The sequence below is a fragment of the Pseudomonas sp. FA-1 genome, assembly GCF_056856075.1.
Genome location: NZ_JBWXTH010000004.1, coordinates 201,654 through 220,594 on the forward strand (window position 1 = coordinate 201,654; position 18,941 = coordinate 220,594).

Below are 18,941 nucleotides of genomic sequence, written 5' to 3' on the forward strand. Positions count from 1 at the left end.
GCCAGCCCAGGCGCCACGCGTAACTTGCGCCGCCTCAGGAGGCCGGATGCAGGGGCGCGAAATCAGGAAACCCGCGTCCCAAGCACCTTGAGAAACGCCGCCAGCCAAGCCGGATGCGCAGGCCAGGCAGGCGCAGTCACCAGGTTCCCGTCCACGTGCGCCTGGTCCATGGCGATATCCACGAAGCGCCCACCCGCCAACCGCACCTCCGGCGCACACGCCGGGTATGCACTACAGGCCCGCCCCTCCAGCACCCCGGCAGCCGCCAGTAGCTGCGCCCCATGACACACCGCCGCAATCGGCTTGCCCGCCTGGTCGAACGCCTTCACCAACGCCAGCACCCGCTCGTCCAGGCGCAGGTATTCAGGCGCCCGCCCACCCGGAATCAGCAAGGCGTCGTACCCCTCGGCCCGTACCTGCACGAAGTCGAAGTTCAAGGCAAAGTTGTGCCCAGGCTTCTCGCTGTAGGTCTGGTCCCCCTCGAAATCGTGGATCGCCGTGCGCACCGTCTGCCCCGCCAGCTTCTCCGGGCACACCGCATGCACGGTGTGCCCGACCATCTTCAGGGCCTGGAACGGCACCATCACTTCGTAATCCTCGACGAAGTCGCCCACCAGCATGAGAATCTTCTTGGCTGTCATCGCATCCACTCCTTTGCGTCGCATGGGAACAATCCCTGCACGATAGTCTGCTTCTACGCCACCGGGTATCCGCAGCACGTCTAGTCGCGACGATTGAGCAGGTTGACCACCAGGCGGTCCAGCCATCCCCACATCCGCTGCTGCATCCGGCGCCAGAATGGGCGGGCGTTCCAGCGCTCCAGGTCGACCTCCTGGCTGAGGCCGAAGTCCCGCTCGAAGCTGGCCACCACGGCGGCGGTCAACGGTGGGTCGAGGGCCTCGACATTGGCCTCGAGGTTGAAGTGCAGGTTCCAATGGTCGAAATTGCACGAACCGACACTGACCCAATCGTCCACCAGCACCATTTTCAAGTGCAGGAAGCACGGTTGGTATTCGAAGATCCGAACGCCGGCCCGCAACAGGCGCGGGTAGTACCGGTGCCCGGCGTAGCGTACCGCCGGGTGGTCGGTGCGCGGGCCGGTGAGCAGCAGGCGCACATCGATGCCTTTCTGCGCGGCACGACGCAAGGAGCGGCGCACACTGAAGGTCGGCAGGAAATACGGCGTCGCCAACCAGATACGGCGTTGGCCACTGTTCAAGGCACGCACCAACGAATGCAGGATGTCCTGGTGCTGTCGGGCGTCGGCATAGGCCACCCGGCCCATGCCCTGCCCTTGGGCCGGCACCCGCGGCAGGCGTGGCAGGCCGAAGCCTTCCGGCGGACGCCAGGCGGTGCGCCGGTTGTTGGCGTGCCATTGGCGATCGAACAGCAACTGCCAGTCGGTGACGATCGGGCCCTCCATGCGCACCATCACCTCATGCCACTCGCTGGTGTCGACACCCGGCGTCCAGAATTCATCCGTGACACCCGTGCCGCCCACGACCGCCCAGCGCTCATCCACCAGCAACAGCTTGCGGTGGTCACGGTACAGGTTGCGAAACCCGCGTCGCCAGCGGATGCGGTTGTAGTAGCGCAGGTAGACCCCGGCGGCCTCCAGACGCTCGCGCAAGGCCGAGGGGAATGCCAAAGAGCCGTAGTCATCGAACAGGCAGCGCACCCGTACGCCACGGGCAGCGGCCTGCTCCAGGGCCTCGACCACCGCCTCGGCACAGGCGCCCCCTTCTACCAGGTACAGTTCCAGATCGATCTGGAACTCAGCGCGCATGATCGCCAGGAGCATGCGCGGAAAAAAGTCGGGGCCGTCGATCAGCAGCTCGAATTCGTTGCCATCCCGCCAGGGGAAGACCGGCCCAGGCATGTCAGCGCGCGGAGAAGATCAGCACCGCGCTCACCGGCACCGATGGGCTGATGGAGGAGGCCCCGGCGAGCTTGCGCAACGTCGCCAGGCCCGGCAACAGGCCGAAGTCCTCGGCACGCAGCAACAGGGGCTCCAGGGTCACCACCTGGAAACGACGCTCGTCCAGGCGGGTGGCCAACAGCAAGGTGCTGTAGCTGTGCGACTGGCCACGCAGGGTCACGGTCACCGGCAGGCGCAACTCCACCTGGGCACCATTGGCCAGGTCATTGATCGGGCTCAGGTCGATCTTTGCCTGCACCGTGGCCTCGGGGAACTTGGCGACTTCGAACAATTCTTTGCGCGTGCGCTCGTCACGCAGCGGGATGCCGCCGCTGACCGAGTCCATCTCGATGCGCAGTTGCGCGGCACCATTACGATCCACTTTGCCGTGGAATACCAGAAAGCGGTGAACCTCGGCAGTATCCCCGTTCTTGCTGGTGACGAAAGACAGGCGCGACGACTCGCCATCGAGGTGCCAGTTGGCATGGGCGGGCAGGCACAGGGCCAGCAACAGGGCGGGCAGCAAGCGAGGCAGTTTGAGCATGGGAGATCCTGTGTAACAAGGCCGTCAACCTTACCCGCACGCCCTCACGGCAGCAAGCGGCAGCCCTCGCGCGCGCCCTGCCAGGCTGCCTGGTGGCGACGCCCCAGGCCCTCGGCAATCACATGGCGCTCGACGCTGTCTTCCTCCAGCCGCCCCAAGGGTAGGTACTGCTTCACGTAGCCTCGGCAATAGGCCTGGTCAAACCCCATGACGAAGCGGCACGAGCAATACTCTTTCGCCGAATATGCCGAGAGGATGCCCGGAAAGTCCGCCAAGGCCTGACGCTCGTGCCAGGCCCAGGCCAGCAAGGCAATGAGCAACAGCCACAGTACGCGTTTCATAGCCCCTCCCCGGCCATGGCCGCCAATACCCGCTCGAGCAGTTCGTCATGCCGGTAGCTGCCATCTCGATCGTCGGCGTAGCGCACGATGACCAGCTTTCGCGACGGCACCACATACAGCGCCTGCCCCCAGTGACCAAGCGCAGCAAAGGTGTCCTCCGGCACGCTGGGCCAAGGCCGCGGGCTACCCGGCAAGGGTTGGTTGAGCCACCAGTGCCCACCGGGGCTGGTCTCGCCGGGAATCGCCTGGGCATGCGCGAACAGCTGTCGGTTGAAGGCCACCCAATCGGCCGGCAACACCTGCCGGCCGTGCCAACGCCCGTCACGCAGCATCAGCAGGCCGATGCGGGCAAGGTCGCGGGCACTGAGGTAAAGGTAGGAGGACCCCACGTAGTTACCGGCACCGTCGCGCTCCCAGACCGCACTGCGAATGCCCAGCGGCTCGAACAGCGCCTGCCAGGGGTAGACGTCGTAGCGACCGGGTTCCAGCATGCCGCGCAGCGCTGCAGCCAACAGGTTGCTGTCGCCGCTTGAATAGAGAAAACCCTGGCCAGGTGCCTGGGCAGCCGGCTGCGCGGCGGTGAAGGCCGCCATGTCGGTGTGGCCCCGGGTATAGAGCATCGCCACCACCGACGACTTGAGCGGCGCGTATTCATAGTCTTCCTGCCAGGCCAGGCCACTGGCCCAGTGCAACAGGTCGACCAGGCGCACCCCAGGGTGGGCATGCAGCGGCGGATAATAGCGGGCCGCTGGGTCCTCCAGCGCGAAGCGCCCCTCGCCGTAGGCGACACCGAGCACGGTGGCGAGCACGCTCTTGCTCACCGACCAGGTCAGGTGCGCCGTATCCGGCCCGGTGGGTGCGGTGTAGCGCTCATACAGAATGTGGCCATCGCGCACGATCAGCAGCGCATCGGTGCGTACCCCTATGCGCCTGCCCTCGTCACGGGCCGGAAAGGCGTAGGCTTCCACCGCCCGCCAGTCGACCTTGGCAGGCTCGCGGCTCCAGTTCGCGTCCGGCCATTGCTCTGCCCAGGCTGAAAGACTCACCAGGCTCAGGATACCCAGTACTTTTCCGAATACACCCATGGCCAGTCCTCACGTCGCGGATCGGGCGAGCCTGCCAGGGTTTCATGACAGCCCGGCGGCGGCCCAGGCTTTCTGCAAACGCTTCTCGCGAGCCGCGGTGGCCAGCGCCAGCACCCCTTGGTCACGCTGCCACAGCTGCGCCCATTGCGCCGGGCCGGCTGCCAGCGCTTTGTCGATGGCGCCATGCAAGCTGTGGAATTGGGCGAACAGGCCCCCCAGCAACAGGTGGCAGGCCGCACTGTCGGCGCATTGCCGGCTGCCTTCGGCGCAACCGCCGAGCAACCCCAGCAAACGCAGCTGCAGGTCCTGCGGCCAGCTGCACTCCTGGCCGACGCCGTACAACCAGGCAGCCAACGCAGCCAGCACGTAGAGGTCCTCGAGGGATCGGAAGGGCTTGACGTAGGCGTCCCAACCGTCGCCTGCCAGCAGCTCGCAGCTGGCTTGGTGCAATTGCAGGCGGGCATGCCCAACCTCGGGCATCAACGGCAACGTAGGCAAGGGTTCCAGCGTCACGCCGGGTTCCCCCGGGTAGACCACGGCCAGTTGCAGCCGTGGCGCCTCCCCCTGCCCTTCGCTGCGCGCCGCGACCAGCAACCATTCGGCCTCCAGGCCTGCGGTGACGAAATCCTTGCGGCCGGTCAAGCGCAGGTCCTCGAGGCGGGTGTGCATGTCCGCCGGCCGTACGCTGCGCCGCTCGGTGGCGCACAGGGCGCCCAAGCTGACAGGGGCGCTGGGCCAGAGCACGCGCAACGCTGCCTGGTAGCCAACCAGGAAGGCCAGCCCTGGGGTAGCCATCGCCCGGCCGCCCAGTACCGCGAGTTCGAACGGTGTGGCGTGCCCCAGCCGCTCGAGCAGCGCGCCATGGCCTTCGCCCAAGGTGGCTGCCAGGGGTTGCCGGTAAGGGTCGTTGAGTCGTTGCAACCAGGCCATCGGGCACTCCTCGTCTGGGTTGTCACGCAAGCATCACCAAAGGTTCATGGGGGTGACACCACGCATACCTAGGCTGACTTTGCACAACAAAGCCGACCGGCCGCAACCCTTTGGCTGGCTTAGGGAGACTCGTAATGACTCGGATCGCTCGCTCTGGCGACAACAGCACTGAACGCCGTCTGCAAGCCGAACGCCTGGTCGGCGCCGCGGCGCTGCAGGAAGCACAGGCCCTGCGTTTCAAGGTGTTCAGCGCCGAATTCCAGGCCAAGCTCAAGGGCGCTGAGCAGGGCCTGGACATGGATGACTACGATGTCCATTGCCGCCACATCGGCGTGCGCGACCTGGCCACCGGCCGCCTGGTCGCCACCACCCGCCTGCTCGATCACCAGGCCGCCAGCAGCCTGGGCCGCTTCTACAGCGAAGAGGAATTCAGCCTGCACGGCCTGCTGCAACTGCAGGGGCCGATCCTGGAACTGGGTCGCACCTGCGTCGACCCGGCCTACCGAAACGGCGGCACCATCGCCGTGCTCTGGGGCGAGCTTGCCGAAGTGCTCAACGAAGGTCGCTACAGCTACCTGATGGGTTGCGCCAGCATTCCCATGCAGGATGGCGGCGTACAGGCCCACGCCATCATGCAACGGCTGCGCGAACGCTACCTGTGCACCGAACACCTGCGCGCCGAGCCGAAGAACCCCCTGCCGAGCCTGGCCCTGCCGGGCAATGTGATCGCCGAGATGCCGCCCTTGCTCAAGGCCTACATGCGCCTGGGCGCCAAGATCTGCGGCGAGCCGTGCTGGGACGAGGACTTCCAGGTCGCCGACGTGTTCATCCTGCTCAAGCGCGACGACCTCTGCCCACGCTACGCCCGCCACTTCAAGGCGGCGGTGTGATGCCGAGCCTGCGGGTACTGGCCCGCCTGTCCCGCCTGGTGCTGGTCCTGCTGCTGGGCATGGCCATGGCCAGCGTCATCGCCTTGGGCGAACGGCTGGGCCTGGCTGCCTCCATCGAACGTCGCCAACGCTGGACGCGCCTGTTCATGCAGCGCCTGGTCGCGGCCCTGCCCTTGGACGTACGCGTGGTGGGCAGCCTGCCGCAGCAGCCGATGCTGTGGGTCAGCAACCATGTGTCGTGGACCGACATTCCCCTGCTCGGCATGCTCACGTCGTTGTCATTCCTGTCCAAGGCCGAAGTGCGTCGCTGGCCATTGGCCGGCTGGCTGGCGGAAAAGGCCGGTACGCTGTTCATCCGCCGCGGCGGTGGCGACGGCCAGCGCCTGTCCCAGCAGATCGGCAACCAGTTGGGTGAACACAGGCCCTTGCTGATCTTCCCCGAAGGCACCACCACCGATGGCCGAAGCGTGCGCACCTTCCATGGCCGGCTGCTCGCCGGTGCCATCGACCAAGGCACACCGGTACAGCCGGTGGCGATCCAGTACCTGCGCGGTGGCGAGCCGGACCCGATCGCGCCGTTCATTGGCGACGACGACTTGGTCTCGCATCTGATCCGCCTGTTCGACCAACCGCGCAGCGAGGTGGTCATCCACTTGCTGCAGCCGATCGCGAGTGCTGGCAAGGAACGGGCGGCCCTGGCGTTCCAGGCACAGCAGGCGGTTCACCTGGCATTGTTCGGCGTCGAAGATATCGGCAGCGTGCCCCGGCGTCAGGCGCGGGCAGCCTGAAGCCCGATCGCGGGCGTGTCCCGCGATTTACCTGCCCGCAGCCGCAAACGCCTGCAGCTGTGGATAAAACGCCCGAAAGTCCGCCATCAGCGGCTCGTACAGCGCCTCCAGCTCCTGCATCACCCCGCTCATCCCCTCCGGCCGCGACAAGCGCCGGGCAATCCCGTTGAACACCTGCTCCAGCGTGGCGAAGTCGCCATAGGCGCCCAACCAGTCGTCGGCGGCCATGAACGGCGCAATCCGCGCCAGGCGCCCTGGCAATTCGGGCTCAGCCAGCAGCACCCGGTAGAAGCCCTGGGTGAATGCTGCCAGCGGTTGCTCGGCATAGTCGCTCCAATGCCGAGCCAGGCAATGGTCGAAGAACACGTCCAGGATGATGCCGGCGTAGCGCCGCCGCTCCTGGGGGAAGCGCGCCAAGGCCGCCAGCACCAGCGGATGGCTGTCGGTATAGCTGTCGATGTGCCGGTGCAGGCGGATCGCGGCCTCCAGCGCAGGCGGGAAACGCCCTTCGAGCGAGCCTTTGACGAAATCGCCATACAGGCTGCCCAGCAACTGCTGCGGCTCGTTGCCGCCAAGATGAAGGTGTGCAAGGTAGTTCATGGCGCCAGTCTAGCACCCGGGTGGCGAATATCGTTATAACGCGATATAGCGATTGATGCTCAGCTCAGAACCTCTTCATATTTGTATATCGCGAAATACCGATTTATATTTCGCTCCATCGCGATATGACGTTACACACATGAGCACCTCCATGCCTCTCGACCTCGACGAAATCATTAAGGCCCTCGCCCACCCGGTACGGCGAGAAATCCTCACCTGGCTGAAGGACCCGGCGGCGCAGTTTCCCGACCAGTACCACAGCACCGAGCACGGCGTGTGTGCCGGGCAGATCGACCAACGCTGCGGCCTGTCGCAGTCGACCGTCTCCGCCCACCTGGCCACCCTGCAGCGCGCGGGGCTGATCACCAGCCAGAAGATCGGCCAGTGGCACTTCTTCAAACGCAACGAAGAAACCATCCAGGCCTTCCTCGAGCAGATGAGCCAGGAGCTCTGATCCACTCCTGTCTTTCCCTTCAACCAGCACGGCTGCGTGCCGAGCTGGCAACCCCTTTCAATTGACCACGCGAGGCTTAGCAGATGACCACGCTCTTCGATCCGATCACCCTGGGCGACCTCGAGCTGCCCAACCGCATCATCATGGCCCCGCTGACCCGCTGCCGCGCCGACGAAGGCCGCGTGCCCAACGCACTGATGGCCGAGTACTACGTGCAACGGGCCAGCGCCGGCCTGATCCTCAGTGAGGCCACCTCGGTGACCCCCATGGGCGTCGGCTATCCGGACACGCCGGGCATTTGGTCCGACGAACAGGTACGCGGCTGGACCAACGTCACCAAGGCCGTACACGGCGCCGGCGGGCGCATCTTCCTGCAGCTGTGGCATGTGGGCCGTATCTCCCACCCCACCTACCTGAACGGTGAGCTGCCGGTGGCCCCGAGCGCGATCCAGCCCAAAGGCCATGTCAGCCTGGTTCGCCCGATCACCGAGTACCCGACGCCACGCGCCCTGGAAACCGAGGAGATCGCCGACATCGTCGAGGCCTACCGCACCGGTGCCGAGAACGCCAAGGCGGCCGGCTTCGACGGCGTGGAGATCCATGGCGCCAACGGCTACCTGCTCGACCAGTTCTTGCAAAGCAGCACCAACCAGCGCACCGACCGATATGGCGGCTCGCTGGAGAACCGTGCGCGCCTGCTGCTGGAGGTGACCGACGCGGCCATCGAGGTGTGGGGTGCCAACCGTGTGGGCGTGCACCTGGCGCCACGGGCCGATGCCCACGACATGGGCGACGCTGACCGCGCCGAGACCTTCACCTACGTCGCCCGGGAACTGGGCAAGCGTGGCGTGGCGTTCATCTGCTCACGGGAAATGGAAGCCGACGACAGCATCGGCGCGCTGATCAAGGACGCCTTCGGCGGCCCGTACATCGTCAACGAGCGCTTCGACAAGGCCAGCGCCAACGCCGCCCTGGCCAACGGCAAGGCTGACGCGGTGGCCTTCGGCATCCCGTTCATCGCCAACCCGGACCTGCCCGCCCGCCTGGCCGCCGATGCGCCCTTGAACGAAGCACATCCGGAAACCTTCTACGCCAAGGGGCCGGTGGGGTACATCGATTACCCACGGATGTAAGCCAGGGCCGCCCAGGCCCCGATCGCCGGCAAGCCGGCTCTCACAGGTATGGCGGTGTCTTCGAAAACAGCGCAGGATAAGTGGGAGCCGGCTTGCCGGCGATTGGGTCTGGCGATCATCAGGGCCGGGCGTTGATCTGCTGCTGCAGGTTCTGGATCTGGCTCTGCAGGGTATTGAGACTGCGGGTGGTCTGCCCGCGGAACGCATCGAACTCCTGCACCGAGGCACCACCGGCAGCCGGTGCCGGGCGGTTGTCGATCTGGCTCTTGAGCACCAGGATGTCCTGCTCCAGGCTCTGGATCGCCGCGTTCGGATTGCCCTGTTTCTTCAGCGCTGCCACCTCGTTGCCCAGGCTCTTGAGCTGGGCATCGATCCTGCCGCCATCCACCTGCCCCGACTTGAGGGCAGCCAGCTCACCATTGACCGCCTTGAGCTGGGCTTCCAGCTGGCCTTGCAGAGCCGTGATGGTCTTTTGCTGCTGCGCCATGGCGTCTTGTTGCGCGCGGGCATCGGCCAGCACTTTTTCCAAACGCTTGCCCAGATCGCCGGTCTGCCCGGCCACGCCCTGTTGCTGGGCACGTGCCTCGGCCAGGCTGGCCTGCAGCTTGCGAATCTGCAACTTCAACGCTTCGCTGCCGGTACTGGCGCTGGACTCGGTGGCGTCGACCTTGCCGCTGATCGCCTGCAGGCGCCCGGCGGCCTCCTCACTGATGCGCGCGAAGCTTTCCTGGGTCGCCACCAACTGCTGCTCCATCAGCGAGATCTGCTGGAAACTCCACCAGCCCAGACCCGCCAGGGCAATGAACGAGGCGCCGAGCAAGGCCCACAGCGGCCCGTTGCTGGCCGGGCGCGCCGCCTTCTCGCGGCTGCGCGCCACCCGTGCGGGCAACAGCTCGTCATCGTCAGGAGTGCCGGCGCGCAGGACAGGCACGTCGTCGAAATCGTCGTGGACATTGTTACGCATGGGTACGTTCAACCGCGGTAGTAGTAGCAAAGGGGCAGTAGTATAAACCGCTCGCGCGGCGCTCTGATGACCATCATCCCGCCCACTGGTTCACCCGATACCCGGCTGAGCCTTCCACCAGGCGCAGAATTCATCCAGCGCGGTCCACAGGCTGACCTTCGGGCGGTAGTCCAGGTACTGCCGGGCGCGGCTGATGTCCAGGGTAAAATCCTTGCTCATCACCTGCGCGCCCAGGCGCGACAGCGTCGGCTCGGGGCGCCCGGGCCAGAGCAGGCAGGCCGCCTCGTTCAGCGCGCCCAGGCTGTAGGCCAACCCTGGGGCACGGTAGCGGTTGACCGGCGGCAACTGCATCTGACGCATCACATAGTTGACCACGTCCCACACCGGCAAGGGGTGGCCGTTGCTGATGTTGTAGGCCTGGCCGAGGGCCTGCTCATCGGCGAACAGGGCGCTGAGCAGGGCCTCGTTGAGGTTGTGCACACTGGTGAAGTCGGCCTTGTTCAGGCCATTGCCGATGATTGCCAGGCGCCCCTTGCGCTGCATCTGCATCAAGCGCGGGAAGATGCCGGCATCGCCTGCCCCGGTGACGAAGCGTGGCCGCAGAGCCAGCACCTCCAGGCCGAACTCCTGGGCACCGAAGGCCTTCTGCTCGGCCAGGTACTTGGTCGTCGCGTAATGGTCATGCAAGCGACGCGGCACCTGGTCCTCACGAATATCCAGGCGCGAACGGCCATTGAAATAGATCGATGGCGACGACAGATGTACCAGGCGGCGTACACGCGCCTTCAGGCAACCCTCCACCACGTTCTCGGTGACCACCACGTTGCCCTGATGGAAGTCCTGATAGCGCCCCCAGTGCCCGACCGCGCCCGCGCAATGCACCACGGCATCGATGCCCTGGCACAGGCGCCGGGCCAGCTCGGCATCGGTCAGGTCGCCTGGCATGAACTCGGCGCCACGCTTGACCAGGTGCTCCAAGCCCTCGGCACGCCGGCCATTGACCCGTACGTCCAGGCCCTGCTCCAGGGCGAAACGCGCAAAGCGTCCGCCAATGAAGCCGCTCGCGCCGGTGACCAGAATTCGCATGTAAGACTCCGCCTTGCCAGATTACAGATGCAGCTGACGTCGCCCGCGCCTACAAGGGCACCAGCCAGCCTGGCGCCGTCTGGCGCAAGTGCTCCGTCAACTGGGCGAGTAATTGCCCGCCGTTGCGCCAATGATGCCAGTACAGCGGCACATCGATGGGAGTATCAGCGCAGATTTCCACCAATTGGCCCGTCGCCAGTTGCTCCTGGGCCTGCAACTCCGGCACCAGCCCCCAGCCCAGGCCGGCCTCGGTCATACGCAGGAAGCCTTCCGAGGAAGGGCACAGGTGGTGCAGGAAACCATCCTGGATCCCCAGGGACGCCAGATAGCGGTGCTGCAGGAAATCGTCCGGCCCGTACACCACCGCCGGGATGCGTGCCAGGCGCCGGGCTTCGAAGCCTTGGGCGAAGTGCCGCGCCATGAATGCCGGGCTGGCCAGCGCTCGGTAGCGCATCGCCCCTAGCGGCAGGCTGCGCGCCCCGGCCACCGGCCGCTCGCTGCCGCACAGGCAGGCAGCTACCTCGCCTGCGCGCATGCGCTTGAGGCCAACCTCCTGATCTTCTACCACCAAGTCCAGCAGCACCTGCTGGCCGGCGCAGAAATCGCCCACCGCGCCGGCCCACCAAGTGGCCAGGCTGTCGGCGTTCAAGGCGACGCGCAGGCGTTCCGGCATGCCCTCTTCGTCCAGCGCCGGCACCTGGCGCTGCAAGTCGCGCTCGAGCAAGCGCACCTGCTGCACATGGTTGAGCAGTTGGCGCCCCACCTCGGTGGGGCTGGGTGGCGTGGCACGTACCAGCACCGGTTGCCCGACCCGCGCCTCGAGCAACTTGATGCGCTGGGAAATGGCCGACTGCGACAGGCCCAGGACCTGCGCCGCACGCTCGAAACCGCCTTGTTCGATGACTGCAGCGAGGGCGGCGAGCAGCTTGTAGTCGAACATCTATTTTCCTAATGTCTGATCAGCTTTATTTGTTTTTCTTATACAGTGTCGTTGCCCACAATGGCCAGCATCTTCTTTGGCAATAAACGCCGCACATCGCCGGCGTCTGTGGAGTGTTCCCGCTATGTGGCAAAGCTATCTGAACGGCATGCTGGTGGCCTTCGGCCTGATCATGGCCATCGGCGCGCAGAACGCCTTCGTCCTGGCCCAGAGCCTGCGCCGTGAACATCACCTGCCGGTGGCCGCGCTGTGCATCCTCTGCGATGCCATCCTGGTCGCCGCCGGGGTGTTCGGCCTGGCCACGGTGCTGGCCCACAATCCGACTTTACTGGCAGTGGCCCGTTGGGGGGGCGCGGTGTTCCTGATCTGGTACGGCGCCAAGGCCCTGCGCAGCGCCTGCTCCAAGCAGAGCCTGCAGCACCAGGAGGGCCAGGGCATGCGCTCGCGCCGTGCAGTGCTGCTCAGCGCCCTGGCCGTAACGCTGCTCAACCCGCACGTCTACCTGGACACCGTGCTGCTGATCGGCTCGCTGGGTGCCCAGCAGACCGTGCCGGGCGCCTACGTGGCCGGCGCCGCCAGTGCCTCGCTGGTGTGGTTCTCGACCCTGGCCCTCGGCGCGGCCTGGCTGGCGCCCTGGCTGGCCCGCCCGACCACCTGGCGCCTGCTCGACCTGATGGTGGCGGTGATGATGTTCGCGGTGGCGGCGCAGTTGATCTTCAACTGAGGCCTGGGTCGGCGCAGTATATTTATCGCCTGTGAGATCGCACGCCGCGCGGGTGGCGCTCGATCTCACAGGCAACACAATCGCCAAGGCGAACACCACCGGTCGCTATCGCCCATCCATTCGGGAACCTCTATTCCCTATCTTTGTTGCGTGGTTATGCGCCGGGGCCGGTGCTATGATCCAGCCCTTGCGTCGCAAAGAGTACAAACTCCCCGACGCACACCGGGCCGCCCGTGATCGGCCTTGCGCAAACCGCACACAGACCTGAATCAGGAGATCCACCATGGCTTTTGAATTGCCGCCGCTGCCGTACGCCCACGATGCCCTGCAGCCGCACATCTCCAAGGAAACCCTGGAGTATCACCACGACAAGCACCACAATACCTATGTCGTGAACCTGAACAACCTGGTCCCAGGCACCGAATTCGAAGGCAAGACCCTGGAAGAGATCGTCAAGACCTCTTCGGGTGGCATCTTCAACAACGCCGCTCAAGTCTGGAACCACACCTTCTACTGGAACTGCCTGTCGCCGAACGGCGGCGGCCAGCCGACCGGCGCCCTGGCCGATGCCATCACCAAGGCTTTCGGTTCCTTCGACAAGTTCAAGGAAGAGTTCACCAAGACCTCCGTCGGCACCTTCGGCTCCGGCTGGGGCTGGCTGGTGAAGAAGGCCGACGGTTCCCTGGCCCTGGCCAGCACCATCGGCGCCGGCAACCCGCTGACCAGCGGCGACACCCCGCTGCTGACCTGCGACGTCTGGGAACACGCCTACTACATCGACTACCGCAACCTGCGTCCGAAGTACGTCGAGGCGTTCTGGCAGCTGGTCAACTGGGACTTCGTTGCCCAGCAGTTCGAAGGCAACACCTTCAAGGCCTGATCGCCTGGGTAGCCTTCGCAAAAAAATCCGACGCCCAGGCGTCGGATTTTTTTTGCCCGTTCGCCCGCCATGAAACTCCATCCGCTACCTCTTGCCCCTCCCCGATAGCGCGCTAACATCAATCATCTGGAAAGTTGACATCGCGCTCTCAAGTCACCAGCCACCTCAACCGATACATTGCCACAGGGACCATGAAGGCCCCCTCGCCTGCCGCGGCAACAAGGTCGATAGTGTATCGCCAAGGCTAATGGCAAAATAATGGCACGCGCATGGATTAAGGAAACCCCATTGAAGCTGGAATTTCGGAACAGCTTATCGGTCAAGTTGCTCAGGGTCGTGCTGCTCTCGGCGCTGGCCGTCGGTGTCGTTCTCAGCTGCGCGCAGATCGTCTACGACGCCTACAAGACCCGCCAATCGGTCAACAACGACGCCCAGCGCATCCTTGACATGTTCCGCGACCCGTCCACCCAGGCCGTCTACAGCCTGGACCGGGAAATGGGCATGCAGGTCATGGAAGGCCTGTTCCAGGACGAGTCCGTGCGCATCGCCTCCATCGGCCACCCCAACGAAACCATGCTGGCGGAAAAGTCCCGGCCGCTGCAGGACACGCCCGTGCGCTGGCTGACCGACCTGATCCTCGGCCAGGAGCGCACCTTCACCACCCAGTTGGTCGGCCGTGGCCCCTACAGCGAATACTACGGTGACCTGAGCATCACCCTGGACACCGCCGACTATGGCGAGGGTTTCCTGGTCAATGCCGTGATCATCTTCATTTCCGGCGTGCTGCGCGCGCTGGCCATGGGCCTGGTGCTGTATCTGGTGTATCACTGGCTGCTGACCCGACCGCTGTCGAAGATCATCGAACACCTTACCCAGATCAACCCCGACCGCCCCAGCCAGCACCAGATCCCGTTGCTCAAGGGCCACGAAAAGAACGAACTGGGCCAGTGGGTCAACACTGCCAACCAGTTGCTGGCCTCCATCGAACGCAATACCCATCTGCGCCACGAGGCCGAGAACAGCCTGCAACGCATGGCTCAGTACGACTTCCTCACCGGCCTGCCCAACCGCCAGCAGTTGCAACAGCAGTTGGACAAGATCCTCGTCGACGGCGGGCGTCTGCAACGCCGGGTCGCTGTGCTGTGCGTAGGCCTGGACGACTTCAAGGGCATCAACGAACAGTTCACCTATCAGGTCGGTGACCAGCTGCTGCTGGCACTGGCCGACCGCCTGCGCGCCCACAGCGGCCGCCTGGGTGCTCTGGCGCGGCTCGGGGGCGACCAGTTCGCCCTGGTCCAGGCCGACATCGACCAACCCTACGAAGCCGCCGAACTGGCCCAGAGCATCCTCGACGACCTGGAGGTCCCCTTCGCCGTCGACCACCAGCACATTCGCCTGCGCGCCACCATCGGCATCACGCTGTTCCCCGAGGATGGCGACAGCACCGAGAAGCTGCTGCAAAAGGCCGAGCAGACCATGACCCTGGCCAAGGCCCGTTCGCGCAACCGCTACCAGTTCTACATCGCCAGCGTGGACAGCGAGATGCGCCGTCGTCGCGAGCTGGAAAAGGACCTGCGCGAAGCCCTGCCGCGCAACCAGCTGTACCTGGTGTACCAGCCGCAGATCAGCTATCGCGACCATCGTGTGGTGGGCGTCGAGGCGCTGCTGCGCTGGCAGCATGCGGAGCTGGGCATGGTCCCACCCGACCAGTTCATCCCTCTGGCCGAGCAGAACGGCAGCATCGTCGCCATTGGTGAATGGGTACTCGACCAGGCCTGCCGCCAGCTGCGCGAATGGCATGACCAGGGTTTTACCGAGTTGCGCATGGCGGTCAACCTCTCGACCGTGCAACTGCACCACAGCGAACTGCCGCGGGTGGTCAACAATCTGCTGCAGATCTATCGCCTGCCACCCCGCAGCCTGGAGCTGGAGGTGACCGAGACCGGCCTGATGGAAGACATCAGCACCGCCGCCCAGCACCTGCTGAGCCTGCGCCGCTCCGGGGCGCTGATCGCCATCGACGACTTCGGTACCGGCTATTCCTCGCTCAGCTACCTGAAGTCGCTGCCGCTGGACAAGATCAAGATCGACAAGAGCTTCGTCCAGGACCTGCTGGACGACGATGACGACGCCACCATCGTGCGGGCCATCATCCAGCTGGGCAAGAGCCTGGGCATGCAGGTGATCGCCGAGGGCGTGGAGTCGGCCGAGCAGGAGGCGTACATCATCGCCCAGGGTTGCCACGAAGGTCAGGGCTACCACTACAGCAAGCCCTTGAACGCCCGCGAGCTGACCGCCTTCCTCAAGCATGCGCAACGCAACCAGGCCACGGTCACGTAGGGCAAGACCGGCACGAGCGTGAAAACGACCCTTCTGCACGAATTACGCGCCGGCCTCTTTACACCAAATGCAAATCTTTCGCATTATGTTGCGGTTTCGTATCCCACAGCACAGTGTCCAACCCCACGACGCAGGAAACCTACAATGATTCGAATGCCTCTGGCCTCCGCCAGTCTGCTGGCCATCGCCATCGCCCTCGCCGGTTGCGGCGAGAGCAAGGATGAAAAGGCTCCCGCAGCGCAAGCACCTGCACCTGCCGCCACCACCGCCGCGGCGGCGCCGGGGGCTGTCGACGAAGCGGCCGGCAAAGCCGTGGTCAAGCATTACGCCGAGATGGTCCATGCCGTTTACAGCGACTCGCTGAGCACCGCCAAGGCCCTGCAGAGCGCGATCGATGCGTTCCTCGCCAAGCCCAACGACGAGACCCTGAAAGCCGCCAAGGAAGCCTGGGCCGCTGCACGCGTACCGTACCTGCAGAGCGAAGTCTTCCGCTTCGGCAACACCATCATCGACGACTGGGAAGGCCAGGTGAACGCCTGGCCCCTGGACGAAGGCCTGATCGACTACGTCGACAAGAGCTACGAACACGCCCTGGGCAACCCGGCGGCCAGCGCCAACATCATCGCCAACACCGAAGTCCAGGTGGGCGAAGAGAAGGTCGACGTCAAGGACATCACGCCTGAGAAGCTGGCCAGCCTGAACGAGCTCGGTGGTTCCGAGGCCAACGTCGCCACCGGCTACCACGCCATCGAATTCCTGCTGTGGGGCCAGGACCTCAACGGTACCGGCCCAGGCGCCGGCAACCGCCCGGCTTCCGACTACCTGGAAGGCGAAGGCGCCACCGGTGGCCACAACGAGCGCCGCCGCGCCTACCTGAAGGCCGTGACCCAGCTGCTGGTCCAGGACCTGGAAGAAATGGTCGGCAACTGGGCACCGAACGTCACCGACAACTACCGCGCCAAGCTCGAGGCCGAGCCTGTGGCCGATGGCCTGCGCAAGATGCTGTTCGGCATGGGCAGCCTGTCTCTGGGCGAGCTGGCCGGCGAGCGCATGAAGGTCTCCCTGGAGGCCAATTCGCCGGAAGACGAACAGGACTGCTTCAGCGACAACACCCACTATTCGCACTTCTACGACGCCAAGGGTATCCGTAACGTCTACCTGGGCGAGTACACCCGCACCGACGGCACCAAGTTGACCGGCCCGAGCTTGTCTTCGCTGGTGGCCAAGATCGACCCGGCCACCGACGCCACCCTCAAGGCAGACCTGGAAGCCACCGAAGCCAAGATCCAGGTCATGGTCGACCGCGCGCTCAAGGGTGAGCACTACGACCAGCTGATCGCCGCCGACAACGCGGCCGGCAACCAGGTCGTGCGCGACGCCATCGCTTCGCTGGTCAAGCAGACCAGCGCGATCGAGCAGGCCGCCGGCAAGCTGGGTATCGCCAATCTGAACCCGGACACCGCTGATCACGAGTTCTGATCCGACGCGTAGCGGGTTCGACAGAGGCGGCCCTCGGGCTAATGCCAGTCAGTAAAGCCTTATCGGCTGCGCTTGGGGCTGCTATGCAGCCCATCGCCGGCAAGCCGGCGATGGGCGTGCAGCGCCCCGTGCCCCTAACTGACAGGCATTGGCCTTCGGGCCGCCTTTTTTATGGCCGACTGTCCTTCGTCCCCCGCAGGAGCAGCACTCGCCACTTGTTCTCTGCCCGAAGGGCTGGGTTACCTCCCACAGAGCGCCAGCGCCAGGATCAAATAACATCGTGCTGTTCGATCAGGCTGGCAGTGACAAGGATTTCATCCAGCAATTGCAAATTGCTCTTATTCAAACTTCTTCACCCTGCTAAGCTTGCACGCCGGTTTTTTAGCCCATAGCCAGGATCCTCGATGTCCGCGTCGCTGTTCCGACTCTCCCCTTTGCTGCTGGCCCTTGCCCTGGCCGCCTGTGACGACGCCCCGCGCTTCACCCAGGCCGAGCCCGGCGAAGCCCTTTCCGGCGGCACGGCAACGGTACAACGCAGCGACCGCAACGCATATTCCCTGCCCTCGGCCAACCTTTCGCCAGAGCGGCGCCTGGACTTCAGTGTCGGCAACAGCTTCTTCCGCAGCCCTTGGGTCATCGCGCCGTCCACCACTACCGCCCGTGACGGCCTAGGCCCACTGTTCAACACCAACGCCTGCCAGAACTGCCACGTGCGCGACGGCCGTGGCCATCCGCCCGAGCCCGATGCCAGCAATGCGGTGTCGATGCTGGTGCGCCTGTCGATCCCGGACCAGCCGCAGTATGTGAAGGAAATCGAACGCCTGGGCGTGGTCCCGGAGCCGGTCTACGGCACCCAGCTACAGGACATGGCCATCCCGGGCGTGGCGCCGGAAGGCAAGGTGCGCGTGACATACACCACCGAGACGGTCACTTTCGAGGATGGCCACCAGGTCGAGCTGCGCCGCCCGCACCTGCAGATCACCCAGCTCGGGTACGGGCCCATGCACCCCGACACCCGGTTCTCCGCGCGGGTGGCTCCGCCAATGATCGGCCTGGGCCTGCTCGAGGCCATCCCGGAAGCCGCGATCCTGGCCAACGCCGACCCGCACGACCGTAACGGCGATGGTATCCGTGGCCGTGCCAACCAGGTCTGGGACGACGCTGCCGGCAAGGCCGTGCTAGGCCGTTTCGGCTGGAAGGCCGGCCAGCCCAACGTCAACCAACAGAACGTCCATGCCTTCTCCGGCGACATGGGCCTGACCAGCACCCTGCTGCCCTTCGACGACTGCACCCCGGCCCAGGCGGCCTGCCTGGCCGCGCCCAATGGCGACGGGGCCGATGGCGAGAAAGAAGTCAGCGACAACATCCTGCGCCTGGTCACCTTCTACACCCGCAACCTGGGCGTGCCGGCACGCCGTGACGTCGCCGCACCGCAGGTACTGGCCGGCAAGACCCTGTTCTTCCAGGCTGGCTGCCAGGGCTGCCATACCCCGCAGTTCACCACCGCCGCCGACACCCCGGAGCCGGAGCTGGCCAACCAGGTGATCCGCCCCTACAGCGACCTGCTGCTGCACGACATGGGCCCGGGCCTGGCGGACGAGCGCAGCGAATTCAAGGCTTCCGGGCAGGACTGGCGCACCGCGCCGCTCTGGGGCATCGGCCTGAGCGAAACGGTCAGCGGCCACTCCCAGTTCCTCCATGACGGCCGTGCCCGCAACCTGCTCGAGGCCGTGCTCTGGCACGGCGGCGAAGCCCAGGCGGCGCGCAACCATGTACTGACCTTCAATGCCGAGCAACGCGCCGCGTTGCTGGCCTTCCTGAACTCACTTTAAAGCGCAAGGAGCC

The 18,941-nt window shown here is 65.3% G+C and carries 19 protein-coding genes; 9 read left to right on the forward strand and 10 right to left on the reverse strand.

Annotated elements, in window-relative coordinates:
• Positions 1-62: 62 nt before the first annotated feature.
• From AC1MHZ_RS09690 to AC1MHZ_RS09715, 6 genes are all read right to left on the reverse strand, one after another.
• The gene (locus tag AC1MHZ_RS09690) at positions 63-641 is read right to left on the reverse strand and encodes a DJ-1/PfpI family protein (protein ID WP_084855834.1); all 579 of its coding nucleotides are present in this window, start codon (positions 639-641) and stop codon (positions 63-65) included.
• An 80-nt stretch (positions 642-721) separates the two neighbouring features.
• Positions 722-1,879: a phospholipase D-like domain-containing protein gene (locus AC1MHZ_RS09695; protein WP_084855833.1), complete on the reverse strand. Its 1,158-nt coding sequence runs from the start codon at positions 1,877-1,879 to the stop codon at positions 722-724.
• A gap of 1 nt (position 1,880) precedes the next feature.
• A complete protein-coding gene (locus tag AC1MHZ_RS09700; protein WP_482966297.1) occupies positions 1,881-2,462 on the reverse strand; it encodes a YceI family protein in 582 nt (193 codons plus the stop codon).
• 44 nt (positions 2,463-2,506) lie between these two features.
• Positions 2,507-2,803: an amidase gene (locus AC1MHZ_RS09705; protein WP_084855831.1), complete on the reverse strand. Its 297-nt coding sequence runs from the start codon at positions 2,801-2,803 to the stop codon at positions 2,507-2,509.
• The gene (locus tag AC1MHZ_RS09710) at positions 2,800-3,888 is read right to left on the reverse strand and encodes a serine hydrolase domain-containing protein (protein ID WP_482966298.1); all 1,089 of its coding nucleotides are present in this window, start codon (positions 3,886-3,888) and stop codon (positions 2,800-2,802) included. Before AC1MHZ_RS09710 ends, AC1MHZ_RS09705 begins: the two co-directional genes overlap by 4 nt.
• A 42-nt stretch (positions 3,889-3,930) precedes the next feature.
• Complete coding sequence (locus AC1MHZ_RS09715) at positions 3,931-4,818, reverse strand: acyl-CoA dehydrogenase middle domain-containing protein (protein WP_084855829.1); 888 nt, start codon at positions 4,816-4,818, stop codon at positions 3,931-3,933.
• 134 nt (positions 4,819-4,952) lie between these two features.
• On the opposite strand from AC1MHZ_RS09715, the gene olsB reads away from it, so the two are divergent.
• Positions 4,953-5,708: an L-ornithine N(alpha)-acyltransferase gene (gene olsB, locus AC1MHZ_RS09720; RefSeq protein WP_084855828.1), complete on the forward strand. Its 756-nt coding sequence runs from the start codon at positions 4,953-4,955 to the stop codon at positions 5,706-5,708.
• On the forward strand, positions 5,708-6,496 hold the full coding sequence (locus AC1MHZ_RS09725) for a lysophospholipid acyltransferase family protein (protein ID WP_482966299.1): 789 nt from the start codon (positions 5,708-5,710) through the stop codon (positions 6,494-6,496). Before olsB ends, AC1MHZ_RS09725 begins: the two co-directional genes overlap by 1 nt.
• 27 nt (positions 6,497-6,523) lie before the next feature.
• Here AC1MHZ_RS09725 and AC1MHZ_RS09730 read toward each other — a convergent pair whose 3' ends face one another.
• Entirely contained in the window at positions 6,524-7,096 is a 573-nt protein-coding gene (locus AC1MHZ_RS09730; protein WP_324813620.1) for an acyl carrier protein phosphodiesterase, read from the reverse strand.
• A 151-nt stretch (positions 7,097-7,247) separates the two neighbouring features.
• On the opposite strand from AC1MHZ_RS09730, the gene AC1MHZ_RS09735 reads away from it, so the two are divergent.
• Positions 7,248-7,550 carry an ArsR/SmtB family transcription factor gene (locus AC1MHZ_RS09735; protein WP_084855825.1) on the forward strand — a complete coding sequence of 101 codons (303 nt, stop codon included), beginning with the start codon at positions 7,248-7,250 and terminating at the stop codon, positions 7,548-7,550.
• 83 nt (positions 7,551-7,633) lie between these two features.
• Positions 7,634-8,683 (forward strand): alkene reductase, encoded by a 1,050-nt coding sequence (locus tag AC1MHZ_RS09740; protein WP_084855824.1) that lies wholly within the window; start codon positions 7,634-7,636, stop codon positions 8,681-8,683.
• Between the two features lie 118 nt (positions 8,684-8,801).
• Here the strand turns inward: AC1MHZ_RS09740 and AC1MHZ_RS09745 are convergent, their stop codons facing one another.
• The 3 genes from AC1MHZ_RS09745 to AC1MHZ_RS09755 form a co-directional block, all read right to left on the reverse strand.
• Positions 8,802-9,647 carry a coiled-coil domain-containing protein gene (locus AC1MHZ_RS09745; protein WP_084855823.1) on the reverse strand — a complete coding sequence of 282 codons (846 nt, stop codon included), beginning with the start codon at positions 9,645-9,647 and terminating at the stop codon, positions 8,802-8,804.
• A gap of 90 nt (positions 9,648-9,737) precedes the next feature.
• Positions 9,738-10,733: an NAD-dependent epimerase/dehydratase family protein gene (locus AC1MHZ_RS09750; protein ID WP_368829550.1), complete on the reverse strand. Its 996-nt coding sequence runs from the start codon at positions 10,731-10,733 to the stop codon at positions 9,738-9,740.
• 49 nt (positions 10,734-10,782) lie between these two features.
• Entirely contained in the window at positions 10,783-11,673 is an 891-nt protein-coding gene (locus AC1MHZ_RS09755) for a LysR family transcriptional regulator ArgP (RefSeq protein ID WP_324813613.1), read from the reverse strand.
• A 124-nt stretch (positions 11,674-11,797) separates the two neighbouring features.
• Here AC1MHZ_RS09755 and AC1MHZ_RS09760 point away from each other — a divergent pair, with 124 nt between their 5' ends.
• From AC1MHZ_RS09760 to AC1MHZ_RS09780, 5 genes are all read left to right on the forward strand, one after another.
• Positions 11,798-12,397 carry a LysE/ArgO family amino acid transporter gene (locus AC1MHZ_RS09760; protein WP_084855820.1) on the forward strand — a complete coding sequence of 200 codons (600 nt, stop codon included), beginning with the start codon at positions 11,798-11,800 and terminating at the stop codon, positions 12,395-12,397.
• Positions 12,398-12,680: 283 nt separating this feature from the next.
• The gene (locus AC1MHZ_RS09765; RefSeq protein ID WP_084855819.1) at positions 12,681-13,277 is read left to right on the forward strand and encodes a superoxide dismutase; all 597 of its coding nucleotides are present in this window, start codon (positions 12,681-12,683) and stop codon (positions 13,275-13,277) included.
• A 288-nt stretch (positions 13,278-13,565) separates the two neighbouring features.
• Entirely contained in the window at positions 13,566-15,617 is a 2,052-nt protein-coding gene (locus tag AC1MHZ_RS09770) for a putative bifunctional diguanylate cyclase/phosphodiesterase (protein WP_224458060.1), read from the forward strand.
• A gap of 144 nt (positions 15,618-15,761) precedes the next feature.
• Positions 15,762-17,096 (forward strand): imelysin family protein, encoded by a 1,335-nt coding sequence (locus AC1MHZ_RS09775; RefSeq protein WP_482966300.1) that lies wholly within the window; start codon positions 15,762-15,764, stop codon positions 17,094-17,096.
• A 404-nt stretch (positions 17,097-17,500) separates the two neighbouring features.
• On the forward strand, positions 17,501-18,928 hold the full coding sequence (locus AC1MHZ_RS09780) for a di-heme oxidoreductase family protein (protein ID WP_368829551.1): 1,428 nt from the start codon (positions 17,501-17,503) through the stop codon (positions 18,926-18,928).
• Positions 18,929-18,941 lie beyond the last annotated feature (13 nt).